The following is a 25,531-nucleotide window of genomic DNA, read 5'->3' on the forward strand; positions in this document are numbered from 1 at the left end:
TCCCATGCAGGAAAAGGATGTATCGGGTATTAGCTACCGTTTCCGGTAGTTATCCCTGTCTTGTGGGCAGGTTGCCTACGTGTTACTCACCCGTCCGCCGCTAGGTTAGTTAGAAGCAAGCTTCTAATTAACCCCGCTCGACTTGCATGTATTAGGCACGCCGCCAGCGTTCGTCCTGAGCCAGGATCAAACTCTCCATTAAAGACCAACCGAAGTTGGTTATAGAAGGAGCGATTAGCTCATTTTGAAACTGACGAGATAAAATATCTCTTTGTTTGATTTTGCGAACAAAATCGGTTCACTCACTCGTTGTTCAGTTTTCAAAGATCAAGTCTTCATTATATCTTACTTTGCTTCATCACCGCATCTCAGCGGCGACTTTTATAATATATCATCTCTTTTTGAATTTTGCAAGAGTTTTTTTTAATTCTTTTTTCGAGCAAATCCTTCAAAAAGGAACGAAAGTTAATTTAACATGAATATTGAATAGAGTCAATACTTTTTTTGATATCAGAAAGTATATTTACTTCCTGATATCTCGGTTTGATATAGTTCTTCTTTATCTTTTTATTGTTTGGTTTGCGGGACACGGCCTCTGCGTGCATATTTGGATAGTTCCTTGGCGGGTGCAAAACGGGCATACATGCGGAAAACTGTTTTATATCGAAGTGCTATAGCATAACGGATATCCTGGTCCAATCGGGTATCACTCATGTCAAGTAGCATTTCATCTAGTTCCTTACGAAGAACGTAGTCAAGTTCCTTGCATTCTTTTTCGTTAAACAGCATTCCCAACATATGACCATACTCCCTTATCAGCAGATTATATAGTACTTATATTTGCTCAATTAATTGTTCCAAACTTTACCTGTTTTTAAACTCAACTGCTAAGGTTTCAAACTTACTCCAAGTAATCTTTAATGCTTTTCTTTACGCTCTCCCTTTTGTTATGTTCAATTTTCGGGAAATATATAAATAATTGGCCATATTATTTTAATGCGACAATAAACGATAAGTTATGCCGCTCTCAATCGCAGCTGCTATAAATAGAAAGATGACAGACCATATTGACACGGTCAACGTTTGTTTCAAAAAAACCTCCCACGATGGGCCAGTACCTTTGCGTTTTAGTCCTATGCTTGTACCTAGGGTAGATATTATATTGACCCCAAACTTCAAACCGAAGGCACAGGCGATAATCAAAACAGGCAATTCAATTACACCATGAGGCAATAATCCTTTTACGACAATTTCATACATACTTCTTCCCATATCTGTCTGCAGGTGTACTACAAAACCTAAAACCATTCCGTTCACAATCAAAAATATAAACGGTACGATTCCAAAAAGAGCTCCGGTATATATTACTAGCACGCATTTGATTGCATTGTTGAAAAAGATAAACACAAAAAAACTCCATTGTGGATGCTCAGAGTTCTGCAATCGTTGCGCCACTCCCCCCAGTCCCTCCATTTGTCGTGCCAACATAGACTGAATAACACCTGTACTTAGCCATCCCACTACAATACTTGCGCAGAAAAAAAGTGCAGCGATCAAAATTAGCCGTCTTGTCGTGCGTAAATCATAAAAAAATGCTCTTAGTCCCATTTGTTGATTCCTCCTATTAGTCCAATGGAATAATTAACAACCCCTGGCATAGCTTTAAGTAAACAAGCACTTCTAGGATGAAAGGGGCATTAACCATGAATTCTTTTTTCTATGTATTGAACGGCAAAAAAATTAAACGATTCTTGATCGTAATGGCAGCGGCCGTCTTTACTGCCGGGGTCATTTATGTAGAAACCGATAATGTTACGGTTTTTTCCGAGGAAGCGCCAACTGCCGTTTACAGTGTGCCTACGGATAAAAAGCTGATCGCTCTCACGTTCGACATTAGCTGGGGTGATAAGCGTACTGCCCCCATTTTAAAAGTTCTCGAAGATAAAAAAGTGACCAAGTCCACCTTTTTTCTTTCTGCCCCTTGGAGCAAAACACACCCAGAACTCGTGAATCAAATTAAAGAAAGCGGATTTGAGATTGGCAGTCATGGCCATAAACACGAAAACTATAGCAGCTTAAGCGATGAAGAGATTCGTAAGCAGATTTCAACGGCTCATACCACATTAACCGAGCTGACTGGACAATCCCCGAAGTTAATCCGTATGCCTAATGGTGACTTTGACAAAAGGGTACTTCAAGTTGCCAGCACTTTAGGCTACAAAACCATTCAATGGGATACTGACTCCCTGGACTGGAAAAACCCTGGTACGCAGGTCATAATCGACCGTGTTGTAAATAAAGCACATCCCGGTGATATCGTCCTTCTTCATGCCAGTGATTCTTGTAAACAAACTCATGAAGCGTTGCCCATCATTATCGACAAGTTGCGGGCACAAGGCTATGAATTTGTGACTGTATCCGAACTGCTTCAACAAGGTACAGTAAAAGGTAAAGAGGTTCGCGATCAAGCTCTGGGTCTTTAAGGAGTTATTTTACATCGTTCTCAGCTAAAAACCAAAAGCAACTCGACATATTTCTCCCCAATCATCCGCATACTATCCACATTCATGATAAAGGAGGAATACGGCCATGAATTGGACTCGTTTGCGATTTGTTAGCATGGTATGCGTACTGGGCGTTGCACTGAGCGGCTGCGGCTCGGATCAGGGTTCTGCACCTCCCCAGAACAGTTATAAAGAGATGAAAACGATGGTGGTTGATATCCTGAAAAGTGATGATGGAAAAAAAGCCGTAGAAGAAGCCTTAACCGGGGAAAAAGAGGGACAATCCGGTCAAAGTGGTGGAGGAGGTGGATCTGGAGGCAGCATGGGAATGAAAATGCTTATGTCCACACAATCCGCTGAACAGATGAAAATTGCAGTAAAAGATACTTTGATCTCACCTGAATATAAAAAAGAAATCGAAAAAATTATGACTGATCCGCGTTTTGCCGGAGAATTTGCCAAAGCCATCAACAGTCAAAGCAAACAGCTTCATATGCAGCTTATAAAAGACCCTTCTTACCAAAAATCAATTGAAGAGATGCTAAAATCGCCAGAACTGACCAAGATGTATATGGACTTAACTAAAACCCCGGAATATCGCAAACAATCTATGACAGTCATGCATGATGCTATGCAGAATCCGATTTTTCGGCTTGAGGTCATGAATTTACTCAAAACTGTTGTGCAAGAAGAACTTCAACCTAAGGTTGAGAAAAAAGGCGGAGAGCAAGGTGGATCCGGGGATCAAAAGCAAGATGGTGGTGGTGGTGAAGGAGAACAAGGTGGTGGTGAAGGAGGTCAAGGAGGAGGTCAGTAAAAAAAAGGCTGGTTCAACAACCAGCCTTTTTTATTATTCAGATTCCATGTGCAACCCGGTAATTTGGGCGGCTATATCATTATAAATAGCTCCTGTCGCCGACTCCGATTTATATACGGATGGAGAAAAATCGGCTTCTGACGGATGATTATCTGGGATACCCAGCGGAATTTGTGCCAAAAGTTTCGTATGAAGTGTTTCTGCCAACATAGCCCCGCCTCCCCGTCCAAAAACATAGTCTTTTTCTCCAGTGGAGGACACATAATAGGACATGTTCTCCACGACGCCTATGACCTTATGATCCGTTTGAAGGGCCATTGCCCCTGCACGTGCAGCTACAAAAGCTGCCGTCGCATGCGGAGTAGTGACAATGATTTCTTCACTCTGCGGAATCATTTGATGTACGTCAAGCGCTACATCACCAGTACCTGGTGGTAAATCGAGTATCATATAGTCCAGCTTGCCCCATTCGACATCACTAAAAAACTGTCTAAGCATTCTCCCCAGCATGGGACCTCTCCAAATAACAGGATTGTTTTCTCTCACAAAGAAGCCCATGGACATGATTTTGATACCAAATCGTTCCACTGGCTGAATGATACCATCTTCGACAGAAGGTACGTCCTCTACCCCAATCATATCCGGCACACTGAATCCATAGATATCAGCATCAATTAAACCCACTCGCTTACCCTGTCTGGCTAGAGCTGCCGCCAAATTCACAGCTACTGTCGATTTTCCGACACCACCTTTTCCGCTTGCAATGGCAATAAATCGTACGCCAGATGCTGGATTAAGCAGCTCATATTCTTGCATACCAACAGCATGTCCTTTGGTCAAAACCGGATCAGCTACCTCCTCGGTATCCTCTCCATTTTGTATAGCTGACTTTTCAGACTCAGATGCCTCACGAATACGAATATGCACGTGACTTAATCCCGCCTTTTCTAACGTCTGCCGGATTTCCCGATCCAGTTCCGTCCGAGTCTCTTCTTGGCTATCCAGGGTAATAGCAGTCAATGATACCCGATCCTCTTTAACAACCACATCCCGAATAAAATGGAGGTCAACCAAACGGCGCCCCGTTTGAGGCTCTCGCACTTGCTGAAGTAGCTCTATAACTTGCTCTCTCGATTGCATGAATAATCAGCACCTCTGCTTTATTGATTTACGTAGTGGTAAACACTTACAGTATACCACTATCTGACTTCAGGTGCTGATGAGGTTGCCTTTTCCCCGGCACTGTAACGCAAAATACCTTTATATATAGATGCGGCCACTTGTCTCTGATAGTTCTCGTCACTGAGTCGTCTGGCTTCCTCTGGATGGGACAAAAATCCGACTTCTACAAGAGCTGCTGGCATTTTGAGTGCCTTTAATAAATAGACCGTGTTTACGGTCTTAGCCACTCTGTCCGTATTTTCCAAATTGCGCTTGATTTCTTCCTGAATTAAGGATGCCAAATTCTCGTTATCTGCATGATTAGGTACGAAAAAGGTCTGGGCTCCACTCCAACGGCTCGACGGGATACTGTTCATATGAATACTTAAAAAGAGGTCCGCTTGCTGCTCCTCAATCATACGTACCCGTTGCTTTAAATCCTCCGTTTTTCTTCTGGAATAGCCTTTTGTTTCTTGCTGCGCCAGATCGCGATCATCCTCACGTGTCATGACGACAACTGCCCCTGCTTGCTGTAAATAATCTCGCAAATAAAAAGCGATCGCCAAATTAATATCCTTTTCAATGACCCCCTCTTTGCTAACCGCTCCTCCATCAGGCCCTCCGTGTCCGGCATCTATAGCAATTACCTTACCAGTAAGCGGTAGACTCCAATGAATCCACGCTCTCGAAGCAGGTATCTCATACAATGTCAGCATGATGAATAGAACAGCGAGACAACAGCCTAACAGCATTTTTTGCAGCGTCCGATAGCGAATCCACAGTGTGACCTCTTTTTTACGATTGTTTTTTTGCATAACAAAACGCCTCCGTCCTATACAGATACTAATAATCTATATGGGACGAGGCGTGTAGTTAGTACAACTCAGGCATGAACATATTCTTTCATACCTTCAATCAGCACTTGAGCGACTTCTGGGCGTGTAAATTCCGGTGGCGGACAAACCCCGGAGCGTAACAATTCCCTCACTTTGGTGCCAGAGAGCGTCAAATGATGCTCCTTGGGATGTGGGCATGTTTTACTTGAGGCCATATTTCCACATTGGGTGCAGTAAAAGCTGTGTTCAAAAAACAACGGGGTAATCCCCAGCTCTTCAGGTGTAAAGTGCTTGAAAATTTCCTGCGCTTCATAGGTACCGTAATAGTCCCCTACACCCGCATGATCTCTTCCGACAATAAAATGAGTGCAGCCGAAGTTCTTCCGCACAATAGCATGGAAAATGGCCTCTCTAGGACCAGCGTATCGCATGGCAGCAGGAAAGACCCCCAGAAAGGCTCGATCAGCCGGATAATAGTTGTCCAGCAACACTAGATAGCTCTTCATACGCACATCTGCTGGAACGTCATCTGACTTGGTCTCTCCAACAAGTGGATTTAGAAATAAAGCATCCACAATTTCCATCGCGCTTTTTTGAATGTACTCATGTGCCCGATGTACCGGATTTCTTGTTTGAAAACCGACTACTGTCTTCCAGCCCTTTTCAGCAAAATGGCTACGTGTCTGTGCTGGTGTGTAATAAAATTCGCTAAATTGAGTAGGTTTGGGTCGATTCAGCACTTGCACCGTTCCACCTACATAGGTAGCAGGTCGATCTAACAATTTATTTACGCCAGGATGGGCCGGGTCAGCCGTCTTGAATACACATCTGGCTTCCTCTGCCTGGTCAACCTGATAAATACTCTCAATATCAAGTACAGCATAGATGATACCATCTGTTTCCCCCACCAAAGCCACCTGCTGACCTAGTTTCAGTTCACTGGCTATGGTTTCTACTACTGCAAGAGTAATGGGAATACTCCAGACTGTACCATCAGCAAGACGCATATCCGTTACCACTGAACGATAATCTGACTCATTCATAAATCCCGTCAATGGAGAAAAGGCACCTACTCCAATTAAATCCAGATCAGAAATCGTCCATGAGTTTACAGGGATAGGAAACAATTCACCTGCAGCCTGCAACAGTGCTTCTTGCTGCGGTCCAGTTATAATTCTATCAACGAGCGTTCCGCCATGCGGAAGAATTGCAGTCATGATGCACTTCCTTTCTATTCATAAATAAGTCTCAGAGCTACCTACATACCATTTTTTATTGGTGGAGCCCACACTCCGTTTTCTCATTGCCTGACCAACGGCCAGCACGTGGATCTTCACCTGGCAGGACTTCACGTGTACATTGCTCACAGCCAATACTGGGAAAATTACGGTCATGCAATGGATTATACAATACATCATGAGTGCGAATATAGTTCCATACATCCTCGGAAGTCCAGCTTGCCAAGGGGTTAAATTTAACGAGACCAAACTTTTCATCATACTCTACCTTTTTTGCATTCGCACGCGTAGGAGCCTGATCGCGACGGATACCGGTAATCCATGCATCGTATTGAGACAGAATGCGTGTCAGCGGCTCAACCTTGCGTATACCACAGCATGCATTAGGATTTGATTTCCACAGCTCCTCTCCATGCTCCGCAGCTTGCTCTTCTGGAGTGATTAAGGGAGAGACTCTAACAAAATCCAAATTGTATCTAGCTTTCATCTGATCACGCGTATCATAAGTTTCTTGAAAATGAAAGTCGGTATCCAAGTAAAAAATATCGGTAGAAGGGCTAATTCTTTGTAGCATATCTACTAGTACTACATCTTCTGCTCCGAAGCTACAAGCAAAGGTGAGGTTGGGAAATGTCTGAACAGCATATTGAATAATTTCTTCAGGCGTGGCCTCTTCCAGTTCACTTGCCTTGACTCTAATCAACGCTTCTTTCTCCAATAAATTCATTATCAATGCGCCTCCATATGAAGATTCATAAACAAGTGATACTTCAATGCCGACTAAACTAATAAGATTAAGTACAGTATAAAACTTTCATATTCATTGTCAATCCAAGCAAAATCGTCATACTGTAAACATTTATCATCCCGCATGAAGCAGGAACGTTGTTCTGTCAGCATTCTTAAACGCTCTCCTGCATATTCAACCAAGTTCAGTGGCTATATATAAAATATTCTTATACCAAACGTTTAAAAATTGCCTTAGATTGCTTAATAACTAAAAGTAACTAGTCATAGCAGAGGGTATGCCTGAACGTAAGTATTTTAGGTTAGCGAAAATGCTTCCTCTACTCCACCCGAGACAAAGATATACCCACTACTCGGCTGTCATCGTAATCCTGGATAGCTATGGCTATTATGATCAGGTAAAAATATCTGAGGATAAAAGCGCCCTTCCTTAGAGCCATGATTATCCTTGGATTTGGTCAAGGAAATATAATTAGGGTTCGTTCGTCATATTTACATTTGCATTCAAAGATGAAGCATACGTGGTCGTGCTCAGCTCAAGGTAAACCAGCTCTGACTATAAGGTTTACATCCGAAGAATCCCACTACTAAATCGGGAGCTCTGATGCTAATCGTGCTTCTATTAAGGAATATTACAAAGAAATGGCACCCAGATCGATAATAAGCCTCTCAACACTCCTATAGCGCTCACAGAGGCCCTCCCTGAGAAATTAAAGCATTCAGATATACAGATAGCCCTTAACGTAACTGGAGCCCTATTTTAGCCCATTCTCAATGGTTAAAAATACTCACATCATCATCGCTGCAATTACGGAAGCCGAGGAGATGGGCAGTACCAAGCTAAAGATTGCTCTGCAAAAGTTCCCTGATCTTTTTAATTAGTCACAGGTTGTGAACATTACAGGATAAACTGTGTTGAAATAGCAAACTATATTTGTGCATAAGTATACCGATCTTAGTTACATCGTGGATAACTTACGTATTCCAGATAGTATATGCACCTTTTTATGTATCGCAGGGCAGACGTAGCCATAAAATTCTAGTGTAGATCCATTTATCCACATGTAGTTAATGTGCAGCAAATGATCTAAATAAAAAAGAACCCTTTCCATAAGGAAAAGGTTCTTCTGTATTCGAAATATTAACGTTTCGAGAACTGTGGTGCACGACGAGCGGCTTTGAGGCCGTATTTTTTACGTTCTTTCATACGTGGGTCACGAGTCAAGAATCCTGCTTTTTTCAAAGCTGGACGGAATTCTGGGTCTGCTTTCAACAGAGCACGGGAAATACCGTGGCGAATTGCGCCTGCTTGACCAGAGATACCACCACCATGAGCGATAACGAGTACGTCATAGCTACCAAGTGTTTCTGTCAGATTCAGTGGTTGTTTTACGATCAGTTTGAGAGTTTCCAAACCGAAATATTCATTAATATCACGCTTATTGATGACAATGCGTCCTTCACCCGGTACGAGACGAACACGAGCTACCGAATGTTTACGACGACCTGTCCCATAGTATTGTACTTGTGCCATGAAACTGTCCTCCCTTTTAATTATCCGCGAAGTTCGTAAACTTCAGGTTTTTGTGCTGCATGTGGATGCTCTGTACCTCTGTAAGCTTTAAGTCTCAGCTTCATTTTGTCGCCTTGACGAGTTTTAGGAAGCATACCGTGAACAGCCAATTCCAACATACGTTCAGGTTTGTTCTTAACCATATCTTGTGCAACTGTTACTTTCAGACCACCTGGGTGCAGGGAGTGACGATAGTATTTTTTGTTCTCCATTTTTTTACCGGTCAATACGATTTTCTCCGCATTGATTACAACAACAAAATCACCTGTGTCCACATGTGGTGTAAACTGTGGCTTGTGTTTGCCGCGAATCAACGCAGCCGCTTCGCTTGCCAGACGGCCGAGCGTTTTGCCTTCGGCATCAATGATGTGCCAATTGCGCTCAACTTCATTTGGCTTCGCCATATACGTAGTACGCATGAAAAGTATCCTCCTTAAGTTCGTTAACAGAAATCATCATTTATCTTCGTTCGTTAAGTTGCTGCATTATCGATGGATTAGATGTTGCTATAAAGTGATTATCTTAATTGGGGCTGTGGGAAAGCCATTAAGAAAACACAACTTTTATATTACAGGATAACCATCAATTCTGCAAGGAAAAAATCAATGTTTTTTGATGTTTTCTTCGTACTCTACATTCCAGAGCGTTAAAGCGTGTCCAACGGCTGTAGGGCCAGCCTTTGAACGGTTTTTTGCTTCCAAAATGGAAGGAATATCATCCGGCGATTTTTTGCCTTCTCCCACTTCCAGCAAAGTCCCCATTATAATCCGAACCATGTGCTGCAAAAATCCGCTACCTGTAATATAAGTATGAATAATTCCCTGATCGTCCGACCCTGGACGTGAAAAGGAATGGTCTACCGTTATATAGGCTTCGTAAATAGTGCGAACATGATTCGTCTTTTGGGAACGTCGAGATGCGAACGAAGTATAGTCAAAGGTGCCCACTAAATGAGCCAACCCCTTTTCCATCGCTCTTACATCCAGACTCGTTGGATGATGGGCCTGTGTACGACGGTGAAAGATGTCTGGAAACCGGTTCGCATTAATACTGTACCGATACGTCTTCCGCTTCGCCATGCGGCGTGCATGAAAGGACAGTGGCACCTCTCTCGCATCCGTAACGATGATATCACGAGGCAGCCAGGCATTAAGTGCCAGACACCAGCGATGTATCGGAATCGGCGATTCAGTATGAAAATTGAATACCTGCCCGTATGCATGCACACCTGCATCTGTACGTCCTGAGCCCGTAATTTTAAGACGTTCGCCCGTCAATGAGTATATAGCATTTTCAAGACAGTCCTGAATGGTGTTGCCACTAGGCTGCGTCTGAAAGCCATCATAGTGGGTTCCATCATAGTTCACCTTCATGCACAAGTTCCGCATGCTTCTCACACCTTTGCAGGGGTATTCTCTGGTCTTACAGGAAATAACCGAACATAACAAAGGAGAAGCCCCTCAAGGACTCCTCCAAGAGAAAAAAAGGGTTGTTCAGAATCAAGCCGATTCTGTCCACCCTTCCCTCATCTTCGCCTGTTTACGCGCGGTCAACCAATTCCAGATATACCATTGGAGCGGCGTCGCCACGACGAGGTCCCAGTTTCAAGATACGAGTGTATCCACCTGGACGCTCATTGTAACGTGTAGCCAATTCGCTAAACAGCTTTTGGATTGCATCCTGCTCACCATCCAAAGTTTCACGGCGAACGAACGCAGCCACTTGACGACGTGCGTGCAGATCTCCTTTTTTCGCTTTGGTGATCAGTTTTTCAGCAATAGAACGAACTTCTTTCGCTTTAGCCTCAGTAGTTTGGATACGCTCATACAAGAACAGATCGGTTACCAAATCACGAAACAAAGCTTTACGGGCACTGGAATTACGGCCCAATTTTTGGTATGCCATGTAGTTTCCCCTCCTTCACAAAAACGTTGCTGTGCTATTCTTCCGTACGAAGTCCTAAACCAAGTTCCTCGAGCTTCTCTTGTACTTCTTCCAAAGATTTGCGACCCAAGTTACGGACCTTCATCATATCTTCTTCAGATTTAGTCGTGAGTTCTTGTACCGTATTGATACCAGCGCGCTTAAGGCAGTTATAGGAACGGACGGAGAGATCCAGCTCTTCGATCGTCATTTCAAGAACTTTTTCTTTCTTGTCTTCTTCTTTTTCGACCATAATTTCTGCATCTTTTGCTTCATCCGTGAGTCCCACGAATAGCATCACATGCTCGGTCAAAATTTTGGCTCCAAGGCTCACAGCTTCTTCAGGACGAATAGTTCCGTCTGTCCAAACCTCAAGTGTCAGCTTGTCATAATTCGTAACCTGGCCGACACGCGTATTTTCTACGCCGTAGTTCACGCGTGCAATCGGAGTGTAGATGGAGTCGACGGGAATGACGCCGATCGGCTGGTCATCACGTTTATTCCGATCCTGCTTAACGTAACCGCGACCGCGATTGGCAAAAATACGCATGTGAAGTCTCGAACCCGGTCCGAGCGTTGCAATGTGAAGATCCGGATTAAGAATTTCCACATCACTATCCGCACGGATATCACCTGCCGTTACAACTCCTTCGCCTTCCGCATCGATTTCGAGTACTTTCTCTTCATCTGAGTGGATTTTAAGCGATAAAGCTTTCAAGTTCAGAATGATCTCCGTTACGTCTTCCTTCACACCGGGAACCGTTGCAAACTCGTGCAGAACCCCATCGATCTGAACCGATGTGACTGCTGCCCCCGGTAACGAGGATAACAGAATACGGCGAAGCGAGTTCCCCAGCGTCGTACCGTATCCGCGTTCCAGCGGTTCTACTACGAATTTTCCATAGGTGCCATCATCATTGACGTCAACCGTCTCAATTTTCGGCTTTTCGATTTCTATCACTGCAATATCCCTCCTTCAAAACGTCGCTCCTATATGAAACATTCACCTTATCCATAGTCTATCATGCAGTATACCTAAACATCCATTCTTGGCAGTTTGTGCCGGATCTATACTACACGCAGAGGAGAAATCTCATTAGACGCGACGACGTTTTGGAGGACGGCATCCGTTATGAGGTACCGGAGTTACGTCTTTGATCAGGTTAACTTCCAGACCAGCAGCTTGCAAAGAGCGGATTGCTGCTTCGCGACCTGCACCAGGTCCTTTAACCATGACTTCGACTGTCTTCATGCCGTGTTCCATAGCAGCTTTAGCAGCAGTTTCTGCGGCCATTTGCGCTGCGAATGGAGTAGATTTACGGGAACCACGGAATCCCATGCCGCCTGAGCTGGCCCAAGAGATTGCGTTACCGTGTGGGTCTGTGATCGTAACGATCGTGTTGTTGAACGTGGAACGGATGTGTGCCACGCCACTCTCGATATTTTTACGGTCACGGCGTTTTGTGCGTACAACTTTTTTCGGTTTAGCCATTGAATGTTATCCTCCCTTCTTATTTCTTCTTGTTCGCTACAGTCCGACGAGGACCTTTACGGGTACGAGCATTAGTTTTAGTACGTTGTCCACGAACAGGCAATCCACGACGGTGACGAACACCACGGTAGCAGCCAATCTCAGTCAGACGTTTAATATTCAAGGAAATTTCACGACGCAGATCGCCTTCTACTTTAACTTCTTTGTCGATCGTTTCACGTAATTTGCTCACTTCATCTTCAGTCAAATCACGAACACGCGTGTTTGCACTGATGCCTGTTTCCTTCAAAATTTTCTGAGAAGTCGTCTTACCGATTCCGAAAATGTAAGTCAAGGCGATCTCAACGCGTTTGTCACGTGGCAAATCCACACCAGCTATACGAGCCATTTTACGCTACACCCCCTTCTATTAACCTTGTTTTTGTTTGTGTTTCGGATTTTCGCAAATAACCATTACATTCCCTTTGCGGCGAATGACTTTGCATTTCTCGCAAATAGGTTTTACAGAAGGTCTTACCTTCATGTTGATTACCTCCTCCAAGCTTTACCCTGGTAAAACTCGCTTCGTGAACATTCACATCGTTTTGCCGAGCAAAACAAGTTTTTTTAAATGACGTACGTTTAATAAAAACCTGCATGAATTACTTGCGGTACGTTATACGGCCTTTAGTTAAATCGTAAGGCGATAACTGTACAACCACCTTGTCGCCTGTCAAAATACGGATAAAGTGCATCCGCAGCTTTCCGGAAACATGAGCAAGAATTTGATGACCGTTCTCCAGCTCTACCTTGAACGTAGCGTTCGGCAGTGGCTCGATTACCGTACCTTCAACCTCAATGACATCTTCTTTGGCCAAAGTCAGTCTCCTTTCTCTTCAGCTTGGTATTCGGACGAGTCCAGGAAAGTTTTCACTGCATGCCGCAGTTTTCCGTTCGTCACCCGACCGCTTTCGTTTAAACTATTTACAATCTCGCTACTAATCTTTGGCTGAGGTACCAAATGAAGAACATTTTTCTTCTTCGCTTGATCAAACTTTCGTTTATCCCCATCCGCAATATACACAAACCTGCTATCTGCTATTGAAACGACAACCGCAATCTGTCCGGCACCTCTGCCCTTCAGAATCTTCACCAGCTGACCGATTTGCAGGTTTCCTTGCTGATTCATTCCAATCACCTACGCACTCAGTTTCGTGAAAATGTCCATGCCGTCCGCTTCGCACGTCACCACTTGCTCAAAATGAGTACAAGTGATTACGTTCATCGTAACGACCGTCCAGTTGTCTTCCAGCGTCCCTACAAGGCGAGCACCTATTGGAATCATTGATTCAATAGCCAGCACAATGCCGGTTTTCAGCCTCGGCCCCTGCTCAGGAATACCACGGTTTGGATTCTCAATATATTGCCGAATGGCATGCGACATTGTAAACTGGCGAGTTTTCGTAATGACATCGCCTTTGTTTAACTTGCGTTTGCCGGGAAATCCGTGCACCAGTTGTTCGTTGACTGAAGCGCAAATGCTAGCAGGAAAACCGTTATAACCTTTAAAAGACGGCACAGCTCCCTGACTGCGAATATACCGATCAGCTAAATGATCAAGTTCACCGGTCGTAATACCGGGCTCGATGTGTCCTGCTAAGAAATAACTCGTTGCCGAATTCATTTTCCTAGCTTTCCTCATAAAGCTTGATTCCGTCCCCGACTTGCAAATGATCATTACAGCTAACCCCGCAACAAGGACACGATATTTTGGGAAACCACATCAATATCCTGTTCTCCGTCAATATGACGCAGAAGATTCTGGTTCTCATAAAACGTGAGGAGTGGTGCTGTTTTATTACTATATTCGTCAAGTCGTGTTCTTACGCTATCTTCGTTATCGTCAGGACGCTGATAGAGTTCACCACCGTCTTTATCGCAAATGCCTTCAACCTTAGGAGGATTAAAGACAATATGATAGCTAGCTCCGCAGCTTTTACAAACTCGCCGTCCTGTGATTCGTGCCAACAAGTTGTCACGATCCACTTTCAGGTTGATGACATCATCCAGCTTCGTATTCAAACGGCCCAAAATTTGATCCAAGGCTTCAGCTTGAGCTAAAGTTCTTGGAAAACCGTCCAGCAAGAAACCTTTCTTGCAATCACGCTGCTGCAGCCGTTCTTCAACGATACCGATTGTTACATCATCCGGAACAAGTTCACCCTTGTCAATATACTCTTTGGCTTTAATGCCAATAGGTGTTCCCTGTTTCATCGCTAGGCGAAACGCATCACCTGTCGAGATATGAGGAATGCCGAACTCCTTCACAATGACATCTGCTTGTGTACCTTTACCAGCCCCCGGAGGGCCCATGATCAAAATATTCACAATCTGTCACTCCTCAAGACGACCCCTACACAAGAAACAGCACAAAAGGTGCCGGTAAGCATGCGAACATCCTATGCCGGTACCTATTGCCTATTTGTTGATGAAGCCTTTGTAATGGCGTTTGATCAGTTGGCTTTCGATTTGCTTCATCGTATCCAATGCTACACCAATAATGATGAGCAATGAAGTACCGCCAATTTGCACGGAACGAGGCAAGCCCGAAAGCGAACCGAAGAATACCGGCAAAACGGATATGACTGCCAGGAACAAAGCTCCTGTCATTGTCAAACGTGACATTACTCGTGTCAAGTATTTCTCCGTGGCTTTACCTGGGCGAATGCCTGGGATATAACCGCCGTTTTTCTTCATATTGTCGGCCATTTGCTGCGGATTCATCTGTACAAAGGTATAGAAGAATGTGAAACCGATAATCATTACGACATACAAAACCATGCCCAGTGGCTTGTCATAATACAAGTAAGTGGTAATCCACTTAGCCCAAGCATGATCTGCCCAGAAACTCGCAATAATTGTCGGGAATTGCAGCAATGATACCGCAAAGATTACCGGAATAACGCCTGCCGCATTAATTTTCATCGGAATATGCGTATTCTGGCCACCGTACATTTTGTTGCCAACTACACGTTTTGCGTATTGTACTGGAATTTTCCGAATACCTTGCTGGATGTAGATAACACCAACGATAATCAGAACAACCACCAAGGCAATGATAATTGCCTTCAGAATATTCATAAACAGCTGATCTGCTTGAATAAACTGAGATTCTACAATCGTCCGAATATGTCTTGGAATACCTGCCGCAATCCCTGCAAAGATTACAATAGAGATACCATTACCGATTCCCTTTTCGGTAATTTGCTCACCGAGCCACATAAGGAACGTAGTTCCTGCAGTAAGCACAATGGCAATAACCAGATAATCAGCAAAAGTAGCACCTGGAATCATTGCTGCACCGTACAGTCGATTAAATCCAATCGACGTTCCGAATGCTTGGATTAAGCCCAGTATTACAGTACCATACCGTGTAATTTGAGCCAATTTCTTTTTACCATGCTCTCCTTGTTTAGCCCATTCCGCAAGTTTCGGAATCACGTCCATTGACAGCAACTGTACAATGATGGACGCTGTAATATATGGCATAATCCCGAGGGCGAAGATCGAAAACTGATACAACGCGCCCCCTGAGAAGGTGTTAAGGAGTCCAAACAACTCGCTTCCTGCCTGATCCTGAGAAGTAAAGACTTGCTTATTCACACCGGGAACCGGCACGAAGGAGCCAATACGATATACAAAGAGTATAAACAGGGTAAACAGGATTCGGGTTCTAAGATCCTCAACCCGCCATATATTTTTCAGGGTCTTGAACATTAGATCACCTCGGTTTTACCGCCGGCAGCTTCAATTTTCTCTACCGCAGATTGAGAGAACTTGTTCGCTTTAACTGTCAATTTCACAGTGATTTCACCGTTACCCAGAATTTTAATTCCGGATTTCGCGTTCTTCACAATACCATTGTTCAGCAAAAACTCAGGGCTTACTTCTGTACCCGCTGCAAAACTGTTCAAATCTTCGATATTCAAAACCGCATACTCTTTACGAGTAGGATTTACGAAACCGCGTTTAGGCAAGCGACGATACAGTGGGTTTTGACCACCCTCGAAGCCCGGACGTACACCACCGCCGGAACGAGCGTTTTGACCCTTATGACCACGACCAGAAGTTTTACCCGTACCGCTACTAGGACCACGACCCAAACGTTTACGTTCTTTGCGGGAGCCTGGAGCTGGGGAAAGCTCATGTAACTTCATCGTTCGTTGCACCTCCTTGATTATTGTTAAAATACTTTATTTCTTAAGCCTCGATTTCTTTAACAGAAACCAAATGGCTAACTTGATTAATCATCCCGCGAATTGCTGCATTGTCGGGTTGAACTACTTTATGGTTGATTTTACGCAAGCCGAGCGTTTTAACAGTCGTTCTCTGAGTACCAGGACGGCCGATCAACGAACGAACGAGGGTAATTTCTAATTTCGCCATGATATTCCCTCCTTAGCCCAGCAGCTCTTCGATGGATTTGCCGCGCAATTTAGCAACATCTTCAGCGCGTTTCAAGCGGGACAAACCTTCCAAAGTCGCATTGACCATATTCATGGAATTCGAAGAACCCAAAGATTTTGTCAAGATATCACCTACACCAGCAAGTTCCAGAACTGCACGAACTGGACCACCAGCGATAACCCCAGTACCTTCCGATGCCGGTTTCAACAGAACCCGGCCAGCACCGAACTTACCTGTAACAAGGTGAGGAATTGTTGTGCCTACGAGTGGAACGTGAACCAGGTTTTTCTTAGCATCTTCAATACCTTTGCGAATCGCATCAGGTACTTCGCCCGCTTTACCGATTCCAGCGCCTACCCAGCCGTTGCCGTCGCCCACTACTACCAGAGCACTGAAGCTAAAACGGCGTCCGCCTTTGACAACTTTAGCTACACGATTAATATTTACTACTCTTTCAGTCAGTTCCAAAGTATTCGGATCTACACGCAAGTCGTTAACCTCCTTTTGAGAAATGTCTTAGAATTCAAGGCCTGCTTCGCGAGCTGCATCAGCCAAAGCTTGAATCCGTCCATGATACAAGTATCCACCACGATCAAATACGATGTTAGCATGGCCTTTTTCTTTCGCACGTTTAGCAACGAGTTCGCCAACCTTACGAGCTGCTTCTACACTACCACCGTTTTTGATTTCGCTGCTCAGTTCTTTATCCATAGTGGATGCAGAAACCAATGTTACACCAGCAACATCATCAATCAGTTGTGCGTAGATATGCTTGGAAGAGCGGAATACGTTCAAACGAGGACGTACAGCCGTACCTTCGATTTTCTTACGTACACGCAGATGTCTTCTGACACGTGCTTTATTTTTATCTTGTTTTGTAATCATCTCAAGTTTTCACTCCCTTCAGTTTGCCTTTTAAAACTTTATACTAAGACGCACTGGGTAAAAAAGAGTACAAGTCTTTCCAGTAGAAAGACCGCACAAAGTCGGTAAGAAACTTATTTCTTCTTACCGGCTTTACCTTCTTTACGGATGATGCGCTCGCCTTCGTATTTAATCCCTTTACCTTTGTACGGTTCAGGTTCACGAACGGAACGAATCTTAGCAGCATAGGCACCTACACGCTCTTTATCAATTCCGCGAACGATAATTTTAGTGTTCGAAGGAACTTCGAACTCGATGCCCGCTTCCGGTGTAATTTCAACCGGGTGAGAGTATCCAACGTTCAGAACGATTTTATCTCCGGATTTGCTTGCACGATATCCGACCCCAACCAGCTCCAGAGATTTTGAAAAACCTTCAGTTACACCACTTACCATGTTATTGACAACGCTGCGGGTTGTTCCATGCAAAGAGCGGTGAAGTTTATTGTCCGAAGGACGAACTACATTAATTTCATTATTTTCCACAGTAACGGACATGTCTTTATGAAGCTCACGAGTCAATGTTCCTTTAGGACCTTTAACTGTGATCACTGTGTTGTTCAAAGTCACGTCAACACCACTTGGTACTGTGATTGGTTTACGACCAATACGGGACATATCTGTTGCACCTCCTATCTTTTAAACGTTAAATTACCAAACGTAGCAAACCACTTCTCCGCCGGCTTTGGACTGACGCGCTTCTTTGTCGGTCATGATACCTTTGGATGTTGAAATGATTGCGATCCCGAGTCCACCCAATACGCGTGGAATCTCATTGCTCTTCGTGTAAACGCGAAGACCTGGTTTACTGATTCTTTTCAAACCTGTGATAACACGCTCGTTGTTCGCACCGTATTTCAAGAAAATACGGATGATCCCTTGTTTGCTATCTTCAACAAATTCCGCATCACGAATGAATCCTTCACGTTTCAGGATGTCGGCGATTTGTTTTTTCATTGTAGATGCAGGCATTTCTACTGTTTCGTGGCGAACAGTGTTCGCGTTACGAATACGAGTAAGCATATCTGCAATTGGATCAGACATAGTCATTGTGTATAAACCTCCTTCCCAAACAGGACTTTTTACCAGCTTGCTTTTTTCACGCCAGGAATCTGGCCTTTATAAGCTAATTCACGGAAGCAAATTCTGCAGATCTTAAACTTTTGCAGCACCGAATGTGGACGACCACAACGTTCGCAACGAGTATAAGCACGAACTTTAAACTTTGGTGCGCGTTGTTGTTTGACTTTCATTGAAGTTTTTGCCACTTAGCCTGACACCTCCTAAATAGTTTCGGAGAACAGGGTGTCTTTAAATCAGACGCCCGAAACGTTATGCCAACATTATTTCGCGAAAGGCATGCCCAGCTGAGTCAGAAGCTCACGGGACTCTTCGTCAGTCTTGGCAGTCGTTACGATAACGATGTCCATACCACGAACTTTATCAACTTGATCATACTCGATTTCCGGGAAGATCAACTGTTCTTTCAGACCAAGCGTGTAGTTACCACGTCCGTCGAAAGCTTTTGTTGATACACCATGGAAGTCACGTACGCGAGGAAGTGTAATGTTGAACAATTTGTCCAAGAAATAATACATACGCTCGCCACGAAGTGTTACCTTTACACCGATCGGCATGTTTTCACGCAATTTAAAACCTGCGATAGATTTTTTCGCGCGAGTGATAACTGGTTTTTGACCAGCGATCAGCTGCATGTCGTTGAGAGCCGAATCAAGCACTTTGGAGTTTTGGACTGCGTCGCCAACACCCATGTTGATTACAACTTTCTCGATTTTAGGCACTTGCATCACTGTTGTATAGTTGAACTTCTGCATCAAAGCAGGAGTGATTTCTTTCAAGAAACGTTCTTTCATTCTTGTTGTTGCCATGAATCATAGTCCTCCTTTCTTCAAAAAATAATTAGTCGATCACTTCGCCTGAACGTTTTGCAATGCGCACTTTTTTTCCGTTGTCCAAAACCTTGTAACCCACACGAGTTACTTTTCCGCTCTTCGGATCAATGTGCATAACGTTGGAAACGTGAATCGGAGCTTCTTTCTCGATGATGCCGCCTTGTGGATTCAGCTGATTAGGCTTTTGGTGTTTTTTAATCATGTTAACACCTTCCACAAGCACACGGTTTTGACGAGGGTAAGCAGCGATAACGCGACCTTTTTTACCTTTATCTTTACCTGTAATCACCAGAACAGTGTCGTCTTTTTTGACGTGCAGCTTGTTGTTATGGGATTCCAGAACTTTTTTCACTTTTGGCATTTCGTACACCTCCTACGGGCACATTTTAAGGTGAATTTAGATCACTTCCGGAGCCAAGGAAACGATTTTCATGAAGTCCTTGTCACGAAGTTCGCGAGCAACTGGTCCGAAAATACGAGTACCGCGTGGGCTCTTGTCTTCTTTAACGACCACTGCTGCGTTCTCATCAAATCCGATGTAGGAACCGTCTTTACGGCGGATAGAACGTTTAGTGCGAACGACAACCGCTCTTACTACATCACCCTTTTTGACAACGCCGCCTGGTGTTGCTTGTTTTACGGAACAAACGATCAGGTCACCAATTTGAGCTGTACGACGTCCCGTACCACCGAGCACACGGATACACATCAGTTCCTTCGCGCCGGAATTGTCAGCTACAGTCAAACGTGTAAATGGTTGAATCATTTATTTATCCTCCTTTCGGAAAAACTACACTACATTAGATTATAACAGCTTTTTCAACGATTTCGACCAGTCTCCAGTTTTTGTCTTTGGACAAAGGACGAGTTTCCATGATTTTAACAGTATCACCGATTTGTGCAGTGTTGTTTTCATCATGAGCTTTGAATTTTTTAGTCACTTTAATGCGTTTATGATAGAGATCATGTTTTTTGTAAGTTTCTACAGCAATCACAATCGTTTTATCCATTTTGTCGCTGACTACTTTACCGACTAATACTTTACGGGCATTACGTTCGCTCATTGTTGGCCTCCTTCCTAATTACAGGCGGAATTTCCACCCGGTCTAATATCTTAGCTAATCCCAAGTTCTCTTTCACGGATCACAGTTTTAGCACGAGCAATTTCCTTACGCACAGCACCGATCCGAGTCGGGTTATCAAGCTGACCGGTAGCGAGTTGAAAACGAAGGTTGAAAAGTTCTTCTTTAAAACCAGAGATCTTTTGTTCGATTTCAGCAGTGGTAAGGTTGCGGAATTCACTAGCCTTCATTTGCTTCACCACCCAATTCTTCACGTTTCACAAACTTAGTTTTGATTGGCAGTTTGTGAGCGGCAAGACGCATTGCTTCACGAGCAATCTCTTCCGGTACACCAGCAAGTTCAAACATGATCTTACCTGGTTTCACTACTGCAACCCATTTTTCTACGTTACCTTTACCACTACCCATACGAACCTCAAGAGGCTTTTGAGTAATTGGTTTGTCAGGGAATATTTTAATCCAAACCTTACCACCACGTTTGATGTAACGAGTCATCGCAATACGAGCAGCTTCGATTTGACGGTTAGTGATCCATGCTGGTTCAGTAGCTTGCAAACCGTACTCACCGAAATTCAGTGTAGTACCGCCTTTTGCACGACCCTTCATATGACCACGTTGTTGTTTACGATGTTTTACGCGTTTAGGTACCAACATGATTAGTTGCCTCCTTCCTGAGGAGCTTGTTTCTTAGCTGGAGGAAGAACCTCTCCACGATAGATCCATACTTTTACGCCAAGACGGCCATAAGTAGTATGAGCCTCTGCTGTACCGTAGTCGATGTCAGCACGAAGCGTATGCAGTGGAACAGTTCCTTCGCTGTATCCTTCGGAACGAGCGATTTCAGCACCGCCAAGACGTCCGCCTACTTGAGTTTTAATTCCTTTTGCACCGGAACGCATAGTTCTTTGAATTGCTTGTTTCAACGCACGACGGAAAGAAACACGACGTTCCAATTGTTGTGCAATGCTTTCAGCAACAAGAATTGCATCCAGTTCAGGATTTTTAATTTCAGAAATATTGATGTGTACCTTTTTACCGCCTGCGATTTTAGTGATTTCATTACGCAGATTTTCAACTTCGGAACCACCCTTACCGATAACCATACCTGGTTTCGCAGTGTGAATCGTTACGTTGACACGGTTAGCTGCTCTCTCGATTTCAACACGGGATACAGCGGAGTCTTTCAATCTTTTCTTCAGATGCTCACGAATCTTAACGTCTTCTAGCAAAAGATCACCGAAATCTTTGCCTGCATACCATTTGGATTCCCAATCACGAATAATACCGATTCGGAGTCCGACGGGATTTACCTTTTGGCCCACACGTTTTCCCTCCTTATTTTTCAGATACCACCAGAGTAATATGACTGGTGCGTTTATTGATGCGGCTTGCACGACCCATTGCACGCGGGCGGAACCGTTTCATTGTAGGACCTTGGTTTACAAAAACCTCAGACACTACCAATTTATTTACGTCCATGGAGTAGTTGTGATCTGCATTTGCGATAGCAGAATTCAGCAATTTCTCAACGACTGGAGAAGCGGATTTCGGAGTGTGACGAAGAATTGCAATCGCCTCACCTACCTGCTTGCCACGAATCAAATCGATAACAAGTTTCACTTTGCGAGCGGAAATCCGCACGGATTTAGCATGTGCTTTTGCTTCCATTGAGTTACCTCCTCTCAAACACTACGCTGTGTTGATTATCTTCTTGTTTTCTTATCGTCATCCGTATGGCCTTTGTACGTACGCGTTGGAGCGAATTCGCCCAATTTGTGTCCAACCATATCTTCCGTTACGTATACAGGCACGTGTTTACGACCATCATATACACCAAACGTGTGTCCGATAAATTGCGGGAAAATTGTAGAGCGACGGGACCAAGTTTTGATCACGACTTTTTTGTCAGACTCGTTCAAAACCTCTACTTTTTTCAACAGGTAACCATCAATAAATGGTCCTTTTTTGAGACTGCGACCCATTTGTGAATCCTCCCTTCGTTAAAACGTAGTCGTTCTTTAATATGTTAACGTGCGACTTAAGCGCACGTTTTATTACTTAGTACGACGACGAACGATGTACTTATCAGATGCTTTGCCTTTTTTACGTGTCTTGTAACCAAGGGTTGGTTTACCCCATGGAGACATTGGAGATTTACGTCCGATTGGAGCGCGACCTTCACCACCACCGTGTGGGTGATCGTTAGGGTTCATAACAACACCGCGAACTTCAGGACGTTGTCCCAACCAACGACTACGACCAGCTTTACCGATCTTAACAAGCTCGTGGTCTTCGTTACCTACAGATCCGATTGTAGCACGGCAAACTTTCAGAATGCGACGCACTTCACCAGAAGTCAAACGAATTGTAACATACTTCTCTTCTTTACCAAGAAGTTGGGCTTCCGTACCAGCAGCACGAACAAGTTGGCCACCTTTACCCGGTTTCAATTCGATATTGTGGATAACCGTACCTACTGGAATGTTTTCCAATGGCAAGGAGTTACCGATTTTAATATCGGAGTCCGGACCGGATACCACTACATCTCCTACTTTCAGACCTTTAGGAGCGATGATGTAACGTTTTTCACCATCCACATAGTGGATAAGTGCGATGTTGGACGTACGGTTTGGATCATATTCGATCGTAGCAACGCGGCCCGGTATTCCATCTTTGTTACGTTTGAAGTCAATAATACGGTATTTACGTTTATGTCCGCCGCCATGATGACGAACTGTAATTTTACCTTGGTTATTACGTCCAGCTTGCTTGCTCAGAGGTGCCAGCAACGATTTCTCGGGCTGATTTGTTGTGATCTCCTCGAAAGTAGATACAGACATTGCACGTCTGGCCGGGGACGTCGGTTTATACTTTTTAATTGGCACTGAGTTTCCCTCCTTACTTTACAGATTCAATTATACTGTTTCAAAAAACTCAAGCGGCTTACTGTCTTTGCTCAGCGTTACGAACGCTTTTTTCCACTCGCTCGTATAGCCGGAATGACGTCCGTAGCGTTTTGGTTTTGCAGGAACACGAAGTGTGTTAACGTTACTTACTTTCACGTTAAAAATCGCTTCGATTGCTTTCTTGACTTCGACTTTATTGGAACGAATGTCAACTTCGAAAACATATTTCAAGTCATTCATCATACCAGCCGTACGTTCGGTGATAATCGGACGCTTGATAATATCACGAGGATCCTTCATTACGCGAGCACCTCCTCTACCTTCTGAACTGCTTCCTTCGTAATGATCAGTTTGTCGTGTCCGAGCACATCAAGAACATTAATGCCGTCTGCGGCTACAAACTTCACACCAGGAATATTACGTGCGGACAGTGCTACATTATCATCATAGCTAGGAGCTACAATCAATGCTTTACGATCTGCTTTAAGGTTATTCAAAATGGCTGCGAATTCTTTCGTTTTAGGTCCGTTCAGCGTAAGAGCGTCCAATACGATGATTTCATTCTCAATCACTTTGGATGACAGTGCCGATTTGATCGCCAGACGACGAACTTTTTTAGGCAATTTGTAAGCATAGCTGCGTGGAGTCGGACCGAATACAGTACCGCCGCCAACCCATTGTGGTGCACGAATCGAACCTTGACGAGCGCGACCAGTACCTTTTTGTTTCCAAGGTTTACGTCCGCCGCCACGTACTTCAGAACGTCCTTTTACTTTGTGAGTACCTTGACGCAGGGAAGCCAATTGCATAACAACAGCGTCATGAAGAACGTGTTTATTCGGCTCGATACCGAACACTGCATCGTTCAATTCAATTTCGCCAACTTGGCTGCCGCTAATATTAAATAGTGCTACTTTTGGCATTTCGTGTTCCTCCTTTCTTCAGTTAATTATTTTTTCACCGTTTCTAATACTTTAACGAAGCTGTTTTTAGGTCCTGGAATGGAACCTTTCACGAGCAATACATTGCGTTCTGTATCGATCTTAACAACTTCAAGGCGTTGGATTGTTACCGTTTCATGCCCCATGTGTCCTGGCAGGTGTTTACCTTTAGGAACGCGGTTAGCTTGAATGGAACCCATAGAACCTGGACCTCTGTGGTAGCGCGAGCCGTGTGCCATTGGTCCGCGGCTTTGTCCCCAACGTTTGATAACGCCGGCAAAACCTTTACCTTTAGAAATACCTGTTACGTCAACGAATTCGCCTTCTGTGAAGACATCAGCCTTCAGTTCTTGGCCAACCTCGTACGCAGCAAGGTCGATGCCACGAAGTTCACGAACGTAGCGCTTAGGTGCAGTATTTGCTTTTTTAGCATGCCCTGCTTCAGGTTTATTGGATCTTTTTTCTTTTTTATCAGAGAACCCGAGTTGGATAGCTTCGTATCCATCGTTTTCCAGATCTTTCTTTTGCAGAACAACACAAGGACCAGCTTCGATAACCGTAACAGCAAGTACGTTACCTTCAGGGGTAAACACTTGAGTCATTCCGAGTTTTTTTCCTAAGATACCTTTCATGTTGACACCTCTTTTCTTTTCCTGATTACATATTACAATTTAATTTCGATATCTACACCGGACGGCAGGTCCAAGCGCATCAAGGCATCCACAGTTTGTGGAGTCGGATTAACAATGTCGATCAAACGCTTGTGTGTGCGCATTTCGAATTGTTCCCGAGAATCCTTGTACTTGTGTACCGCACGGAGAATAGTAATGATTTGTTTTTCAGTTGGCAGCGGAATTGGTCCGGAAACACCTGCACCCGAACGTTTAGCTGTTTCAACAATTTTCTCAGCGGATTGATCAAGAATTCTGTGATCGTAAGCTTTCAAACGAATACGAATTTTTTGCTTTGCCATTTTAGTCCCTCCTTCTATCGCCCAATTTGGTATCGGACATACTCCGTGAAAATTTT

At 44.1% G+C, this 25,531-nt stretch carries 42 protein-coding genes and 1 rRNA gene; 2 read left to right on the forward strand and 41 right to left on the reverse strand.

All coding sequences use genetic code 11. The features are described 5' to 3' along the window. From MMB75_RS24425 to MMB75_RS24435, 3 genes are all read right to left on the reverse strand, one after another. A 16S ribosomal RNA gene (locus MMB75_RS24425) occupies window positions 1-202 on the reverse strand; the annotation flags it as partial. A gap of 365 nt (window positions 203-567) precedes the next feature. After that, entirely contained in the window at window positions 568-798 is a 231-nt protein-coding gene (locus MMB75_RS24430) for a hypothetical protein (protein ID WP_013312131.1), read from the reverse strand. Between the two features lie 195 nt (window positions 799-993). After that, window positions 994-1,608, reverse strand: a complete 615-nt coding sequence (locus tag MMB75_RS24435; RefSeq protein ID WP_019688706.1) for a stage II sporulation protein M — start codon at window positions 1,606-1,608, stop codon at window positions 994-996. Window positions 1,609-1,703: 95 nt separating this feature from the next. Between MMB75_RS24435 and pdaB the strand changes: the two genes are divergently transcribed. Next, window positions 1,704-2,483 carry a polysaccharide deacetylase family sporulation protein PdaB gene (pdaB, locus tag MMB75_RS24440; protein WP_016818661.1) on the forward strand — a complete coding sequence of 260 codons (780 nt, stop codon included), beginning with the start codon at window positions 1,704-1,706 and terminating at the stop codon, window positions 2,481-2,483. 106 nt (window positions 2,484-2,589) lie between these two features. Next, window positions 2,590-3,321, forward strand: a complete 732-nt coding sequence (gerD, locus tag MMB75_RS24445; protein ID WP_016818660.1) for a spore germination lipoprotein GerD — start codon at window positions 2,590-2,592, stop codon at window positions 3,319-3,321. Window positions 3,322-3,354: 33 nt separating this feature from the next. On the opposite strand, the gene MMB75_RS24450 is transcribed toward gerD, so the two are convergent. From MMB75_RS24450 to rpsJ, 38 genes are all read right to left on the reverse strand, one after another. Next, the gene (locus MMB75_RS24450) at window positions 3,355-4,461 is read right to left on the reverse strand and encodes an Mrp/NBP35 family ATP-binding protein (RefSeq protein WP_045245371.1); all 1,107 of its coding nucleotides are present in this window, start codon (window positions 4,459-4,461) and stop codon (window positions 3,355-3,357) included. A 59-nt stretch (window positions 4,462-4,520) separates the two neighbouring features. Next, on the reverse strand, window positions 4,521-5,297 hold the full coding sequence (cwlD, locus tag MMB75_RS24455) for an N-acetylmuramoyl-L-alanine amidase CwlD (RefSeq protein ID WP_025365928.1): 777 nt from the start codon (window positions 5,295-5,297) through the stop codon (window positions 4,521-4,523). Window positions 5,298-5,365: 68 nt separating this feature from the next. Continuing rightward, entirely contained in the window at window positions 5,366-6,535 is a 1,170-nt protein-coding gene (gene sat / locus MMB75_RS24460) for a sulfate adenylyltransferase (RefSeq protein ID WP_016818657.1), read from the reverse strand. A gap of 55 nt (window positions 6,536-6,590) precedes the next feature. Further along, a complete protein-coding gene (locus MMB75_RS24465) occupies window positions 6,591-7,283 on the reverse strand; it encodes a phosphoadenylyl-sulfate reductase (protein ID WP_017427891.1) in 693 nt (230 codons plus the stop codon). A gap of 1,161 nt (window positions 7,284-8,444) precedes the next feature. Beyond that, on the reverse strand, window positions 8,445-8,837 hold the full coding sequence (gene rpsI, locus MMB75_RS24470) for a 30S ribosomal protein S9 (protein WP_013373250.1): 393 nt from the start codon (window positions 8,835-8,837) through the stop codon (window positions 8,445-8,447). A gap of 20 nt (window positions 8,838-8,857) precedes the next feature. Next, the gene (gene rplM / locus MMB75_RS24475; protein WP_013373251.1) at window positions 8,858-9,295 is read right to left on the reverse strand and encodes a 50S ribosomal protein L13; all 438 of its coding nucleotides are present in this window, start codon (window positions 9,293-9,295) and stop codon (window positions 8,858-8,860) included. A 183-nt stretch (window positions 9,296-9,478) separates the two neighbouring features. Further along, window positions 9,479-10,264, reverse strand: coding sequence for a tRNA pseudouridine(38-40) synthase TruA (gene truA, locus MMB75_RS24480; protein ID WP_025365929.1), 786 nt, complete (start codon window positions 10,262-10,264; stop codon window positions 9,479-9,481). 151 nt (window positions 10,265-10,415) lie between these two features. Then, the gene (gene rplQ, locus MMB75_RS24485; protein WP_013373253.1) at window positions 10,416-10,781 is read right to left on the reverse strand and encodes a 50S ribosomal protein L17; all 366 of its coding nucleotides are present in this window, start codon (window positions 10,779-10,781) and stop codon (window positions 10,416-10,418) included. 34 nt (window positions 10,782-10,815) lie between these two features. Further along, complete coding sequence (locus MMB75_RS24490) at window positions 10,816-11,760, reverse strand: DNA-directed RNA polymerase subunit alpha (RefSeq protein WP_013373254.1); 945 nt, start codon at window positions 11,758-11,760, stop codon at window positions 10,816-10,818. Between the two features lie 135 nt (window positions 11,761-11,895). Beyond that, on the reverse strand, window positions 11,896-12,291 hold the full coding sequence (gene rpsK, locus MMB75_RS24495; protein ID WP_007432559.1) for a 30S ribosomal protein S11: 396 nt from the start codon (window positions 12,289-12,291) through the stop codon (window positions 11,896-11,898). Between the two features lie 19 nt (window positions 12,292-12,310). Then, complete coding sequence (gene rpsM, locus MMB75_RS24500) at window positions 12,311-12,679, reverse strand: 30S ribosomal protein S13 (protein WP_007432560.1); 369 nt, start codon at window positions 12,677-12,679, stop codon at window positions 12,311-12,313. Window positions 12,680-12,700: 21 nt separating this feature from the next. Beyond that, complete coding sequence (rpmJ, locus tag MMB75_RS24505; RefSeq protein WP_003333770.1) at window positions 12,701-12,814, reverse strand: 50S ribosomal protein L36; 114 nt, start codon at window positions 12,812-12,814, stop codon at window positions 12,701-12,703. Window positions 12,815-12,932: 118 nt separating this feature from the next. Continuing rightward, window positions 12,933-13,148: a translation initiation factor IF-1 gene (gene infA / locus MMB75_RS24510; RefSeq protein WP_006212898.1), complete on the reverse strand. Its 216-nt coding sequence runs from the start codon at window positions 13,146-13,148 to the stop codon at window positions 12,933-12,935. A gap of 2 nt (window positions 13,149-13,150) precedes the next feature. Further along, a complete protein-coding gene (locus tag MMB75_RS24515) occupies window positions 13,151-13,459 on the reverse strand; it encodes a KOW domain-containing RNA-binding protein (protein ID WP_013373256.1) in 309 nt (102 codons plus the stop codon). Between the two features lie 9 nt (window positions 13,460-13,468). Beyond that, window positions 13,469-14,008: a M24 family metallopeptidase gene (locus MMB75_RS24520; RefSeq protein ID WP_045245370.1), complete on the reverse strand. Its 540-nt coding sequence runs from the start codon at window positions 14,006-14,008 to the stop codon at window positions 13,469-13,471. A 5-nt stretch (window positions 14,009-14,013) separates the two neighbouring features. Continuing rightward, window positions 14,014-14,658: an adenylate kinase gene (locus MMB75_RS24525; protein WP_045245369.1), complete on the reverse strand. Its 645-nt coding sequence runs from the start codon at window positions 14,656-14,658 to the stop codon at window positions 14,014-14,016. A gap of 90 nt (window positions 14,659-14,748) precedes the next feature. Beyond that, complete coding sequence (gene secY / locus MMB75_RS24530) at window positions 14,749-16,047, reverse strand: preprotein translocase subunit SecY (RefSeq protein ID WP_013373259.1); 1,299 nt, start codon at window positions 16,045-16,047, stop codon at window positions 14,749-14,751. Next, window positions 16,047-16,487 (reverse strand): 50S ribosomal protein L15, encoded by a 441-nt coding sequence (gene rplO / locus MMB75_RS24535; RefSeq protein WP_013312149.1) that lies wholly within the window; start codon window positions 16,485-16,487, stop codon window positions 16,047-16,049. Before rplO ends, secY begins: the two co-directional genes overlap by 1 nt. Window positions 16,488-16,530: 43 nt before the next feature. Continuing rightward, the gene (gene rpmD, locus MMB75_RS24540) at window positions 16,531-16,716 is read right to left on the reverse strand and encodes a 50S ribosomal protein L30 (RefSeq protein WP_013373260.1); all 186 of its coding nucleotides are present in this window, start codon (window positions 16,714-16,716) and stop codon (window positions 16,531-16,533) included. Between the two features lie 12 nt (window positions 16,717-16,728). After that, entirely contained in the window at window positions 16,729-17,226 is a 498-nt protein-coding gene (gene rpsE, locus MMB75_RS24545; RefSeq protein ID WP_013373261.1) for a 30S ribosomal protein S5, read from the reverse strand. 27 nt (window positions 17,227-17,253) lie between these two features. Next, complete coding sequence (rplR, locus tag MMB75_RS24550; RefSeq protein WP_007432568.1) at window positions 17,254-17,622, reverse strand: 50S ribosomal protein L18; 369 nt, start codon at window positions 17,620-17,622, stop codon at window positions 17,254-17,256. A 113-nt stretch (window positions 17,623-17,735) separates the two neighbouring features. Next, window positions 17,736-18,278, reverse strand: coding sequence for a 50S ribosomal protein L6 (rplF, locus tag MMB75_RS24555; RefSeq protein ID WP_016818652.1), 543 nt, complete (start codon window positions 18,276-18,278; stop codon window positions 17,736-17,738). Window positions 18,279-18,311: 33 nt separating this feature from the next. Further along, window positions 18,312-18,710 carry a 30S ribosomal protein S8 gene (gene rpsH, locus MMB75_RS24560; RefSeq protein ID WP_007432570.1) on the reverse strand — a complete coding sequence of 133 codons (399 nt, stop codon included), beginning with the start codon at window positions 18,708-18,710 and terminating at the stop codon, window positions 18,312-18,314. 32 nt (window positions 18,711-18,742) lie between these two features. Next, a complete protein-coding gene (locus tag MMB75_RS24565; protein WP_010348808.1) occupies window positions 18,743-18,928 on the reverse strand; it encodes a type Z 30S ribosomal protein S14 in 186 nt (61 codons plus the stop codon). Window positions 18,929-19,003: 75 nt separating this feature from the next. Beyond that, window positions 19,004-19,549: a 50S ribosomal protein L5 gene (rplE, locus tag MMB75_RS24570; protein WP_007432571.1), complete on the reverse strand. Its 546-nt coding sequence runs from the start codon at window positions 19,547-19,549 to the stop codon at window positions 19,004-19,006. A gap of 31 nt (window positions 19,550-19,580) precedes the next feature. After that, on the reverse strand, window positions 19,581-19,934 hold the full coding sequence (gene rplX, locus MMB75_RS24575; RefSeq protein ID WP_013312155.1) for a 50S ribosomal protein L24: 354 nt from the start codon (window positions 19,932-19,934) through the stop codon (window positions 19,581-19,583). A 36-nt stretch (window positions 19,935-19,970) separates the two neighbouring features. Beyond that, window positions 19,971-20,339 carry a 50S ribosomal protein L14 gene (gene rplN / locus MMB75_RS24580; RefSeq protein ID WP_007432573.1) on the reverse strand — a complete coding sequence of 123 codons (369 nt, stop codon included), beginning with the start codon at window positions 20,337-20,339 and terminating at the stop codon, window positions 19,971-19,973. A 34-nt stretch (window positions 20,340-20,373) separates the two neighbouring features. Further along, window positions 20,374-20,637, reverse strand: coding sequence for a 30S ribosomal protein S17 (gene rpsQ / locus MMB75_RS24585; protein WP_007432574.1), 264 nt, complete (start codon window positions 20,635-20,637; stop codon window positions 20,374-20,376). Between the two features lie 50 nt (window positions 20,638-20,687). Then, window positions 20,688-20,885: a 50S ribosomal protein L29 gene (rpmC, locus tag MMB75_RS24590; protein WP_007432575.1), complete on the reverse strand. Its 198-nt coding sequence runs from the start codon at window positions 20,883-20,885 to the stop codon at window positions 20,688-20,690. Beyond that, the gene (gene rplP, locus MMB75_RS24595) at window positions 20,875-21,309 is read right to left on the reverse strand and encodes a 50S ribosomal protein L16 (RefSeq protein ID WP_007432576.1); all 435 of its coding nucleotides are present in this window, start codon (window positions 21,307-21,309) and stop codon (window positions 20,875-20,877) included. Before rplP ends, rpmC begins: the two co-directional genes overlap by 11 nt. Before the next feature lie 2 nt (window positions 21,310-21,311). Continuing rightward, window positions 21,312-21,977: a 30S ribosomal protein S3 gene (gene rpsC / locus MMB75_RS24600; RefSeq protein WP_007432577.1), complete on the reverse strand. Its 666-nt coding sequence runs from the start codon at window positions 21,975-21,977 to the stop codon at window positions 21,312-21,314. 13 nt (window positions 21,978-21,990) lie between these two features. Next, window positions 21,991-22,323 (reverse strand): 50S ribosomal protein L22, encoded by a 333-nt coding sequence (gene rplV / locus MMB75_RS24605; protein ID WP_007432578.1) that lies wholly within the window; start codon window positions 22,321-22,323, stop codon window positions 21,991-21,993. A gap of 35 nt (window positions 22,324-22,358) precedes the next feature. After that, complete coding sequence (gene rpsS, locus MMB75_RS24610) at window positions 22,359-22,637, reverse strand: 30S ribosomal protein S19 (RefSeq protein ID WP_007432579.1); 279 nt, start codon at window positions 22,635-22,637, stop codon at window positions 22,359-22,361. Between the two features lie 72 nt (window positions 22,638-22,709). Continuing rightward, window positions 22,710-23,540, reverse strand: a complete 831-nt coding sequence (gene rplB / locus MMB75_RS24615) for a 50S ribosomal protein L2 (RefSeq protein ID WP_016818651.1) — start codon at window positions 23,538-23,540, stop codon at window positions 22,710-22,712. Window positions 23,541-23,570: 30 nt separating this feature from the next. Beyond that, a complete protein-coding gene (rplW, locus tag MMB75_RS24620) occupies window positions 23,571-23,861 on the reverse strand; it encodes a 50S ribosomal protein L23 (protein WP_013373266.1) in 291 nt (96 codons plus the stop codon). Next, a complete protein-coding gene (rplD, locus tag MMB75_RS24625) occupies window positions 23,861-24,484 on the reverse strand; it encodes a 50S ribosomal protein L4 (RefSeq protein ID WP_013312160.1) in 624 nt (207 codons plus the stop codon). The genes rplW and rplD overlap by 1 nt, the downstream gene beginning before the upstream one ends. A gap of 26 nt (window positions 24,485-24,510) precedes the next feature. Continuing rightward, a complete protein-coding gene (gene rplC / locus MMB75_RS24630) occupies window positions 24,511-25,134 on the reverse strand; it encodes a 50S ribosomal protein L3 (protein ID WP_013312161.1) in 624 nt (207 codons plus the stop codon). Between the two features lie 32 nt (window positions 25,135-25,166). Continuing rightward, a complete protein-coding gene (gene rpsJ, locus MMB75_RS24635) occupies window positions 25,167-25,475 on the reverse strand; it encodes a 30S ribosomal protein S10 (protein WP_005544556.1) in 309 nt (102 codons plus the stop codon). Between the last annotated feature and the right edge of the window lie 56 nt (window positions 25,476-25,531).

Origin of the sequence: Paenibacillus sp. P2(2022) (assembly GCF_029522175.1) — a bacterium.
GTDB lineage: Bacteria > Bacillota > Bacilli > Paenibacillales > Paenibacillaceae > Paenibacillus > Paenibacillus polymyxa.

What these genes read in the sequence shown, in the direction of transcription:
- MMB75_RS24430 (WP_013312131.1), bottom strand. Translation starts at nt 798, where the DNA reads ATGTTGGGAATGCTGTTTAACGAAAAAGAATGCAAGGAACTTGACTAC.
- MMB75_RS24435 (WP_019688706.1), bottom strand. Translation starts at nt 1,608, where the DNA reads ATGGGACTAAGAGCATTTTTTTATGATTTACGCACGACAAGACGGCTA.
- pdaB (WP_016818661.1), top strand. Translation starts at nt 1,704, where the DNA reads ATGAATTCTTTTTTCTATGTATTGAACGGCAAAAAAATTAAACGATTC.
- gerD (WP_016818660.1), top strand. Translation starts at nt 2,590, where the DNA reads ATGAATTGGACTCGTTTGCGATTTGTTAGCATGGTATGCGTACTGGGC.
- MMB75_RS24450 (WP_045245371.1), bottom strand. Translation starts at nt 4,461, where the DNA reads ATGCAATCGAGAGAGCAAGTTATAGAGCTACTTCAGCAAGTGCGAGAG.
- cwlD (WP_025365928.1), bottom strand. Translation starts at nt 5,297, where the DNA reads ATGCAAAAAAACAATCGTAAAAAAGAGGTCACACTGTGGATTCGCTAT.
- sat (WP_016818657.1), bottom strand. Translation starts at nt 6,535, where the DNA reads ATGACTGCAATTCTTCCGCATGGCGGAACGCTCGTTGATAGAATTATA.
- MMB75_RS24465 (WP_017427891.1), bottom strand. Translation starts at nt 7,283, where the DNA reads ATGAATTTATTGGAGAAAGAAGCGTTGATTAGAGTCAAGGCAAGTGAA.
- rpsI (WP_013373250.1), bottom strand. Translation starts at nt 8,837, where the DNA reads ATGGCACAAGTACAATACTATGGGACAGGTCGTCGTAAACATTCGGTA.
- rplM (WP_013373251.1), bottom strand. Translation starts at nt 9,295, where the DNA reads ATGCGTACTACGTATATGGCGAAGCCAAATGAAGTTGAGCGCAATTGG.
- truA (WP_025365929.1), bottom strand. Translation starts at nt 10,264, where the DNA reads ATGCGGAACTTGTGCATGAAGGTGAACTATGATGGAACCCACTATGAT.
- rplQ (WP_013373253.1), bottom strand. Translation starts at nt 10,781, where the DNA reads ATGGCATACCAAAAATTGGGCCGTAATTCCAGTGCCCGTAAAGCTTTG.
- rpsK (WP_007432559.1), bottom strand. Translation starts at nt 12,291, where the DNA reads ATGGCTAAACCGAAAAAAGTTGTACGCACAAAACGCCGTGACCGTAAA.
- rpsM (WP_007432560.1), bottom strand. Translation starts at nt 12,679, where the DNA reads ATGGCTCGTATAGCTGGTGTGGATTTGCCACGTGACAAACGCGTTGAG.
- rpmJ (WP_003333770.1), bottom strand. Translation starts at nt 12,814, where the DNA reads ATGAAGGTAAGACCTTCTGTAAAACCTATTTGCGAGAAATGCAAAGTC.
- MMB75_RS24515 (WP_013373256.1), bottom strand. Translation starts at nt 13,459, where the DNA reads ATGAATCAGCAAGGAAACCTGCAAATCGGTCAGCTGGTGAAGATTCTG.
- MMB75_RS24520 (WP_045245370.1), bottom strand. Translation starts at nt 14,008, where the DNA reads ATGATCATTTGCAAGTCGGGGACGGAATCAAGCTTTATGAGGAAAGCT.
- secY (WP_013373259.1), bottom strand. Translation starts at nt 16,047, where the DNA reads ATGTTCAAGACCCTGAAAAATATATGGCGGGTTGAGGATCTTAGAACC.
- rplO (WP_013312149.1), bottom strand. Translation starts at nt 16,487, where the DNA reads ATGAAGTTACATGAGCTTTCCCCAGCTCCAGGCTCCCGCAAAGAACGT.
- rpmD (WP_013373260.1), bottom strand. Translation starts at nt 16,716, where the DNA reads ATGGCGAAATTAGAAATTACCCTCGTTCGTTCGTTGATCGGCCGTCCT.
- rplR (WP_007432568.1), bottom strand. Translation starts at nt 17,622, where the DNA reads ATGATTACAAAACAAGATAAAAATAAAGCACGTGTCAGAAGACATCTG.
- rplF (WP_016818652.1), bottom strand. Translation starts at nt 18,278, where the DNA reads ATGTCCCGTATTGGTCGTAAACCAATCACAGTACCAAGTGGTGTTGAC.
- rpsH (WP_007432570.1), bottom strand. Translation starts at nt 18,710, where the DNA reads ATGACTATGTCTGATCCAATTGCAGATATGCTTACTCGTATTCGTAAC.
- rplE (WP_007432571.1), bottom strand. Translation starts at nt 19,549, where the DNA reads ATGGCAACAACAAGAATGAAAGAACGTTTCTTGAAAGAAATCACTCCT.
- rplX (WP_013312155.1), bottom strand. Translation starts at nt 19,934, where the DNA reads ATGCCAAAAGTGAAAAAAGTTCTGGAATCCCATAACAACAAGCTGCAC.
- rplN (WP_007432573.1), bottom strand. Translation starts at nt 20,339, where the DNA reads ATGATTCAACCATTTACACGTTTGACTGTAGCTGACAATTCCGGCGCG.
- rpsQ (WP_007432574.1), bottom strand. Translation starts at nt 20,637, where the DNA reads ATGAGCGAACGTAATGCCCGTAAAGTATTAGTCGGTAAAGTAGTCAGC.
- rpmC (WP_007432575.1), bottom strand. Translation starts at nt 20,885, where the DNA reads ATGAAGGCTAGTGAATTCCGCAACCTTACCACTGCTGAAATCGAACAA.
- rplP (WP_007432576.1), bottom strand. Translation starts at nt 21,309, where the DNA reads ATGTTGGTACCTAAACGCGTAAAACATCGTAAACAACAACGTGGTCAT.
- rplV (WP_007432578.1), bottom strand. Translation starts at nt 22,323, where the DNA reads ATGGAAGCAAAAGCACATGCTAAATCCGTGCGGATTTCCGCTCGCAAA.
- rpsS (WP_007432579.1), bottom strand. Translation starts at nt 22,637, where the DNA reads ATGGGTCGCAGTCTCAAAAAAGGACCATTTATTGATGGTTACCTGTTG.
- rplW (WP_013373266.1), bottom strand. Translation starts at nt 23,861, where the DNA reads ATGAAGGATCCTCGTGATATTATCAAGCGTCCGATTATCACCGAACGT.
- rplD (WP_013312160.1), bottom strand. Translation starts at nt 24,484, where the DNA reads ATGCCAAAAGTAGCACTATTTAATATTAGCGGCAGCCAAGTTGGCGAA.
- rplC (WP_013312161.1), bottom strand. Translation starts at nt 25,134, where the DNA reads ATGAAAGGTATCTTAGGAAAAAAACTCGGAATGACTCAAGTGTTTACC.
- rpsJ (WP_005544556.1), bottom strand. Translation starts at nt 25,475, where the DNA reads ATGGCAAAGCAAAAAATTCGTATTCGTTTGAAAGCTTACGATCACAGA.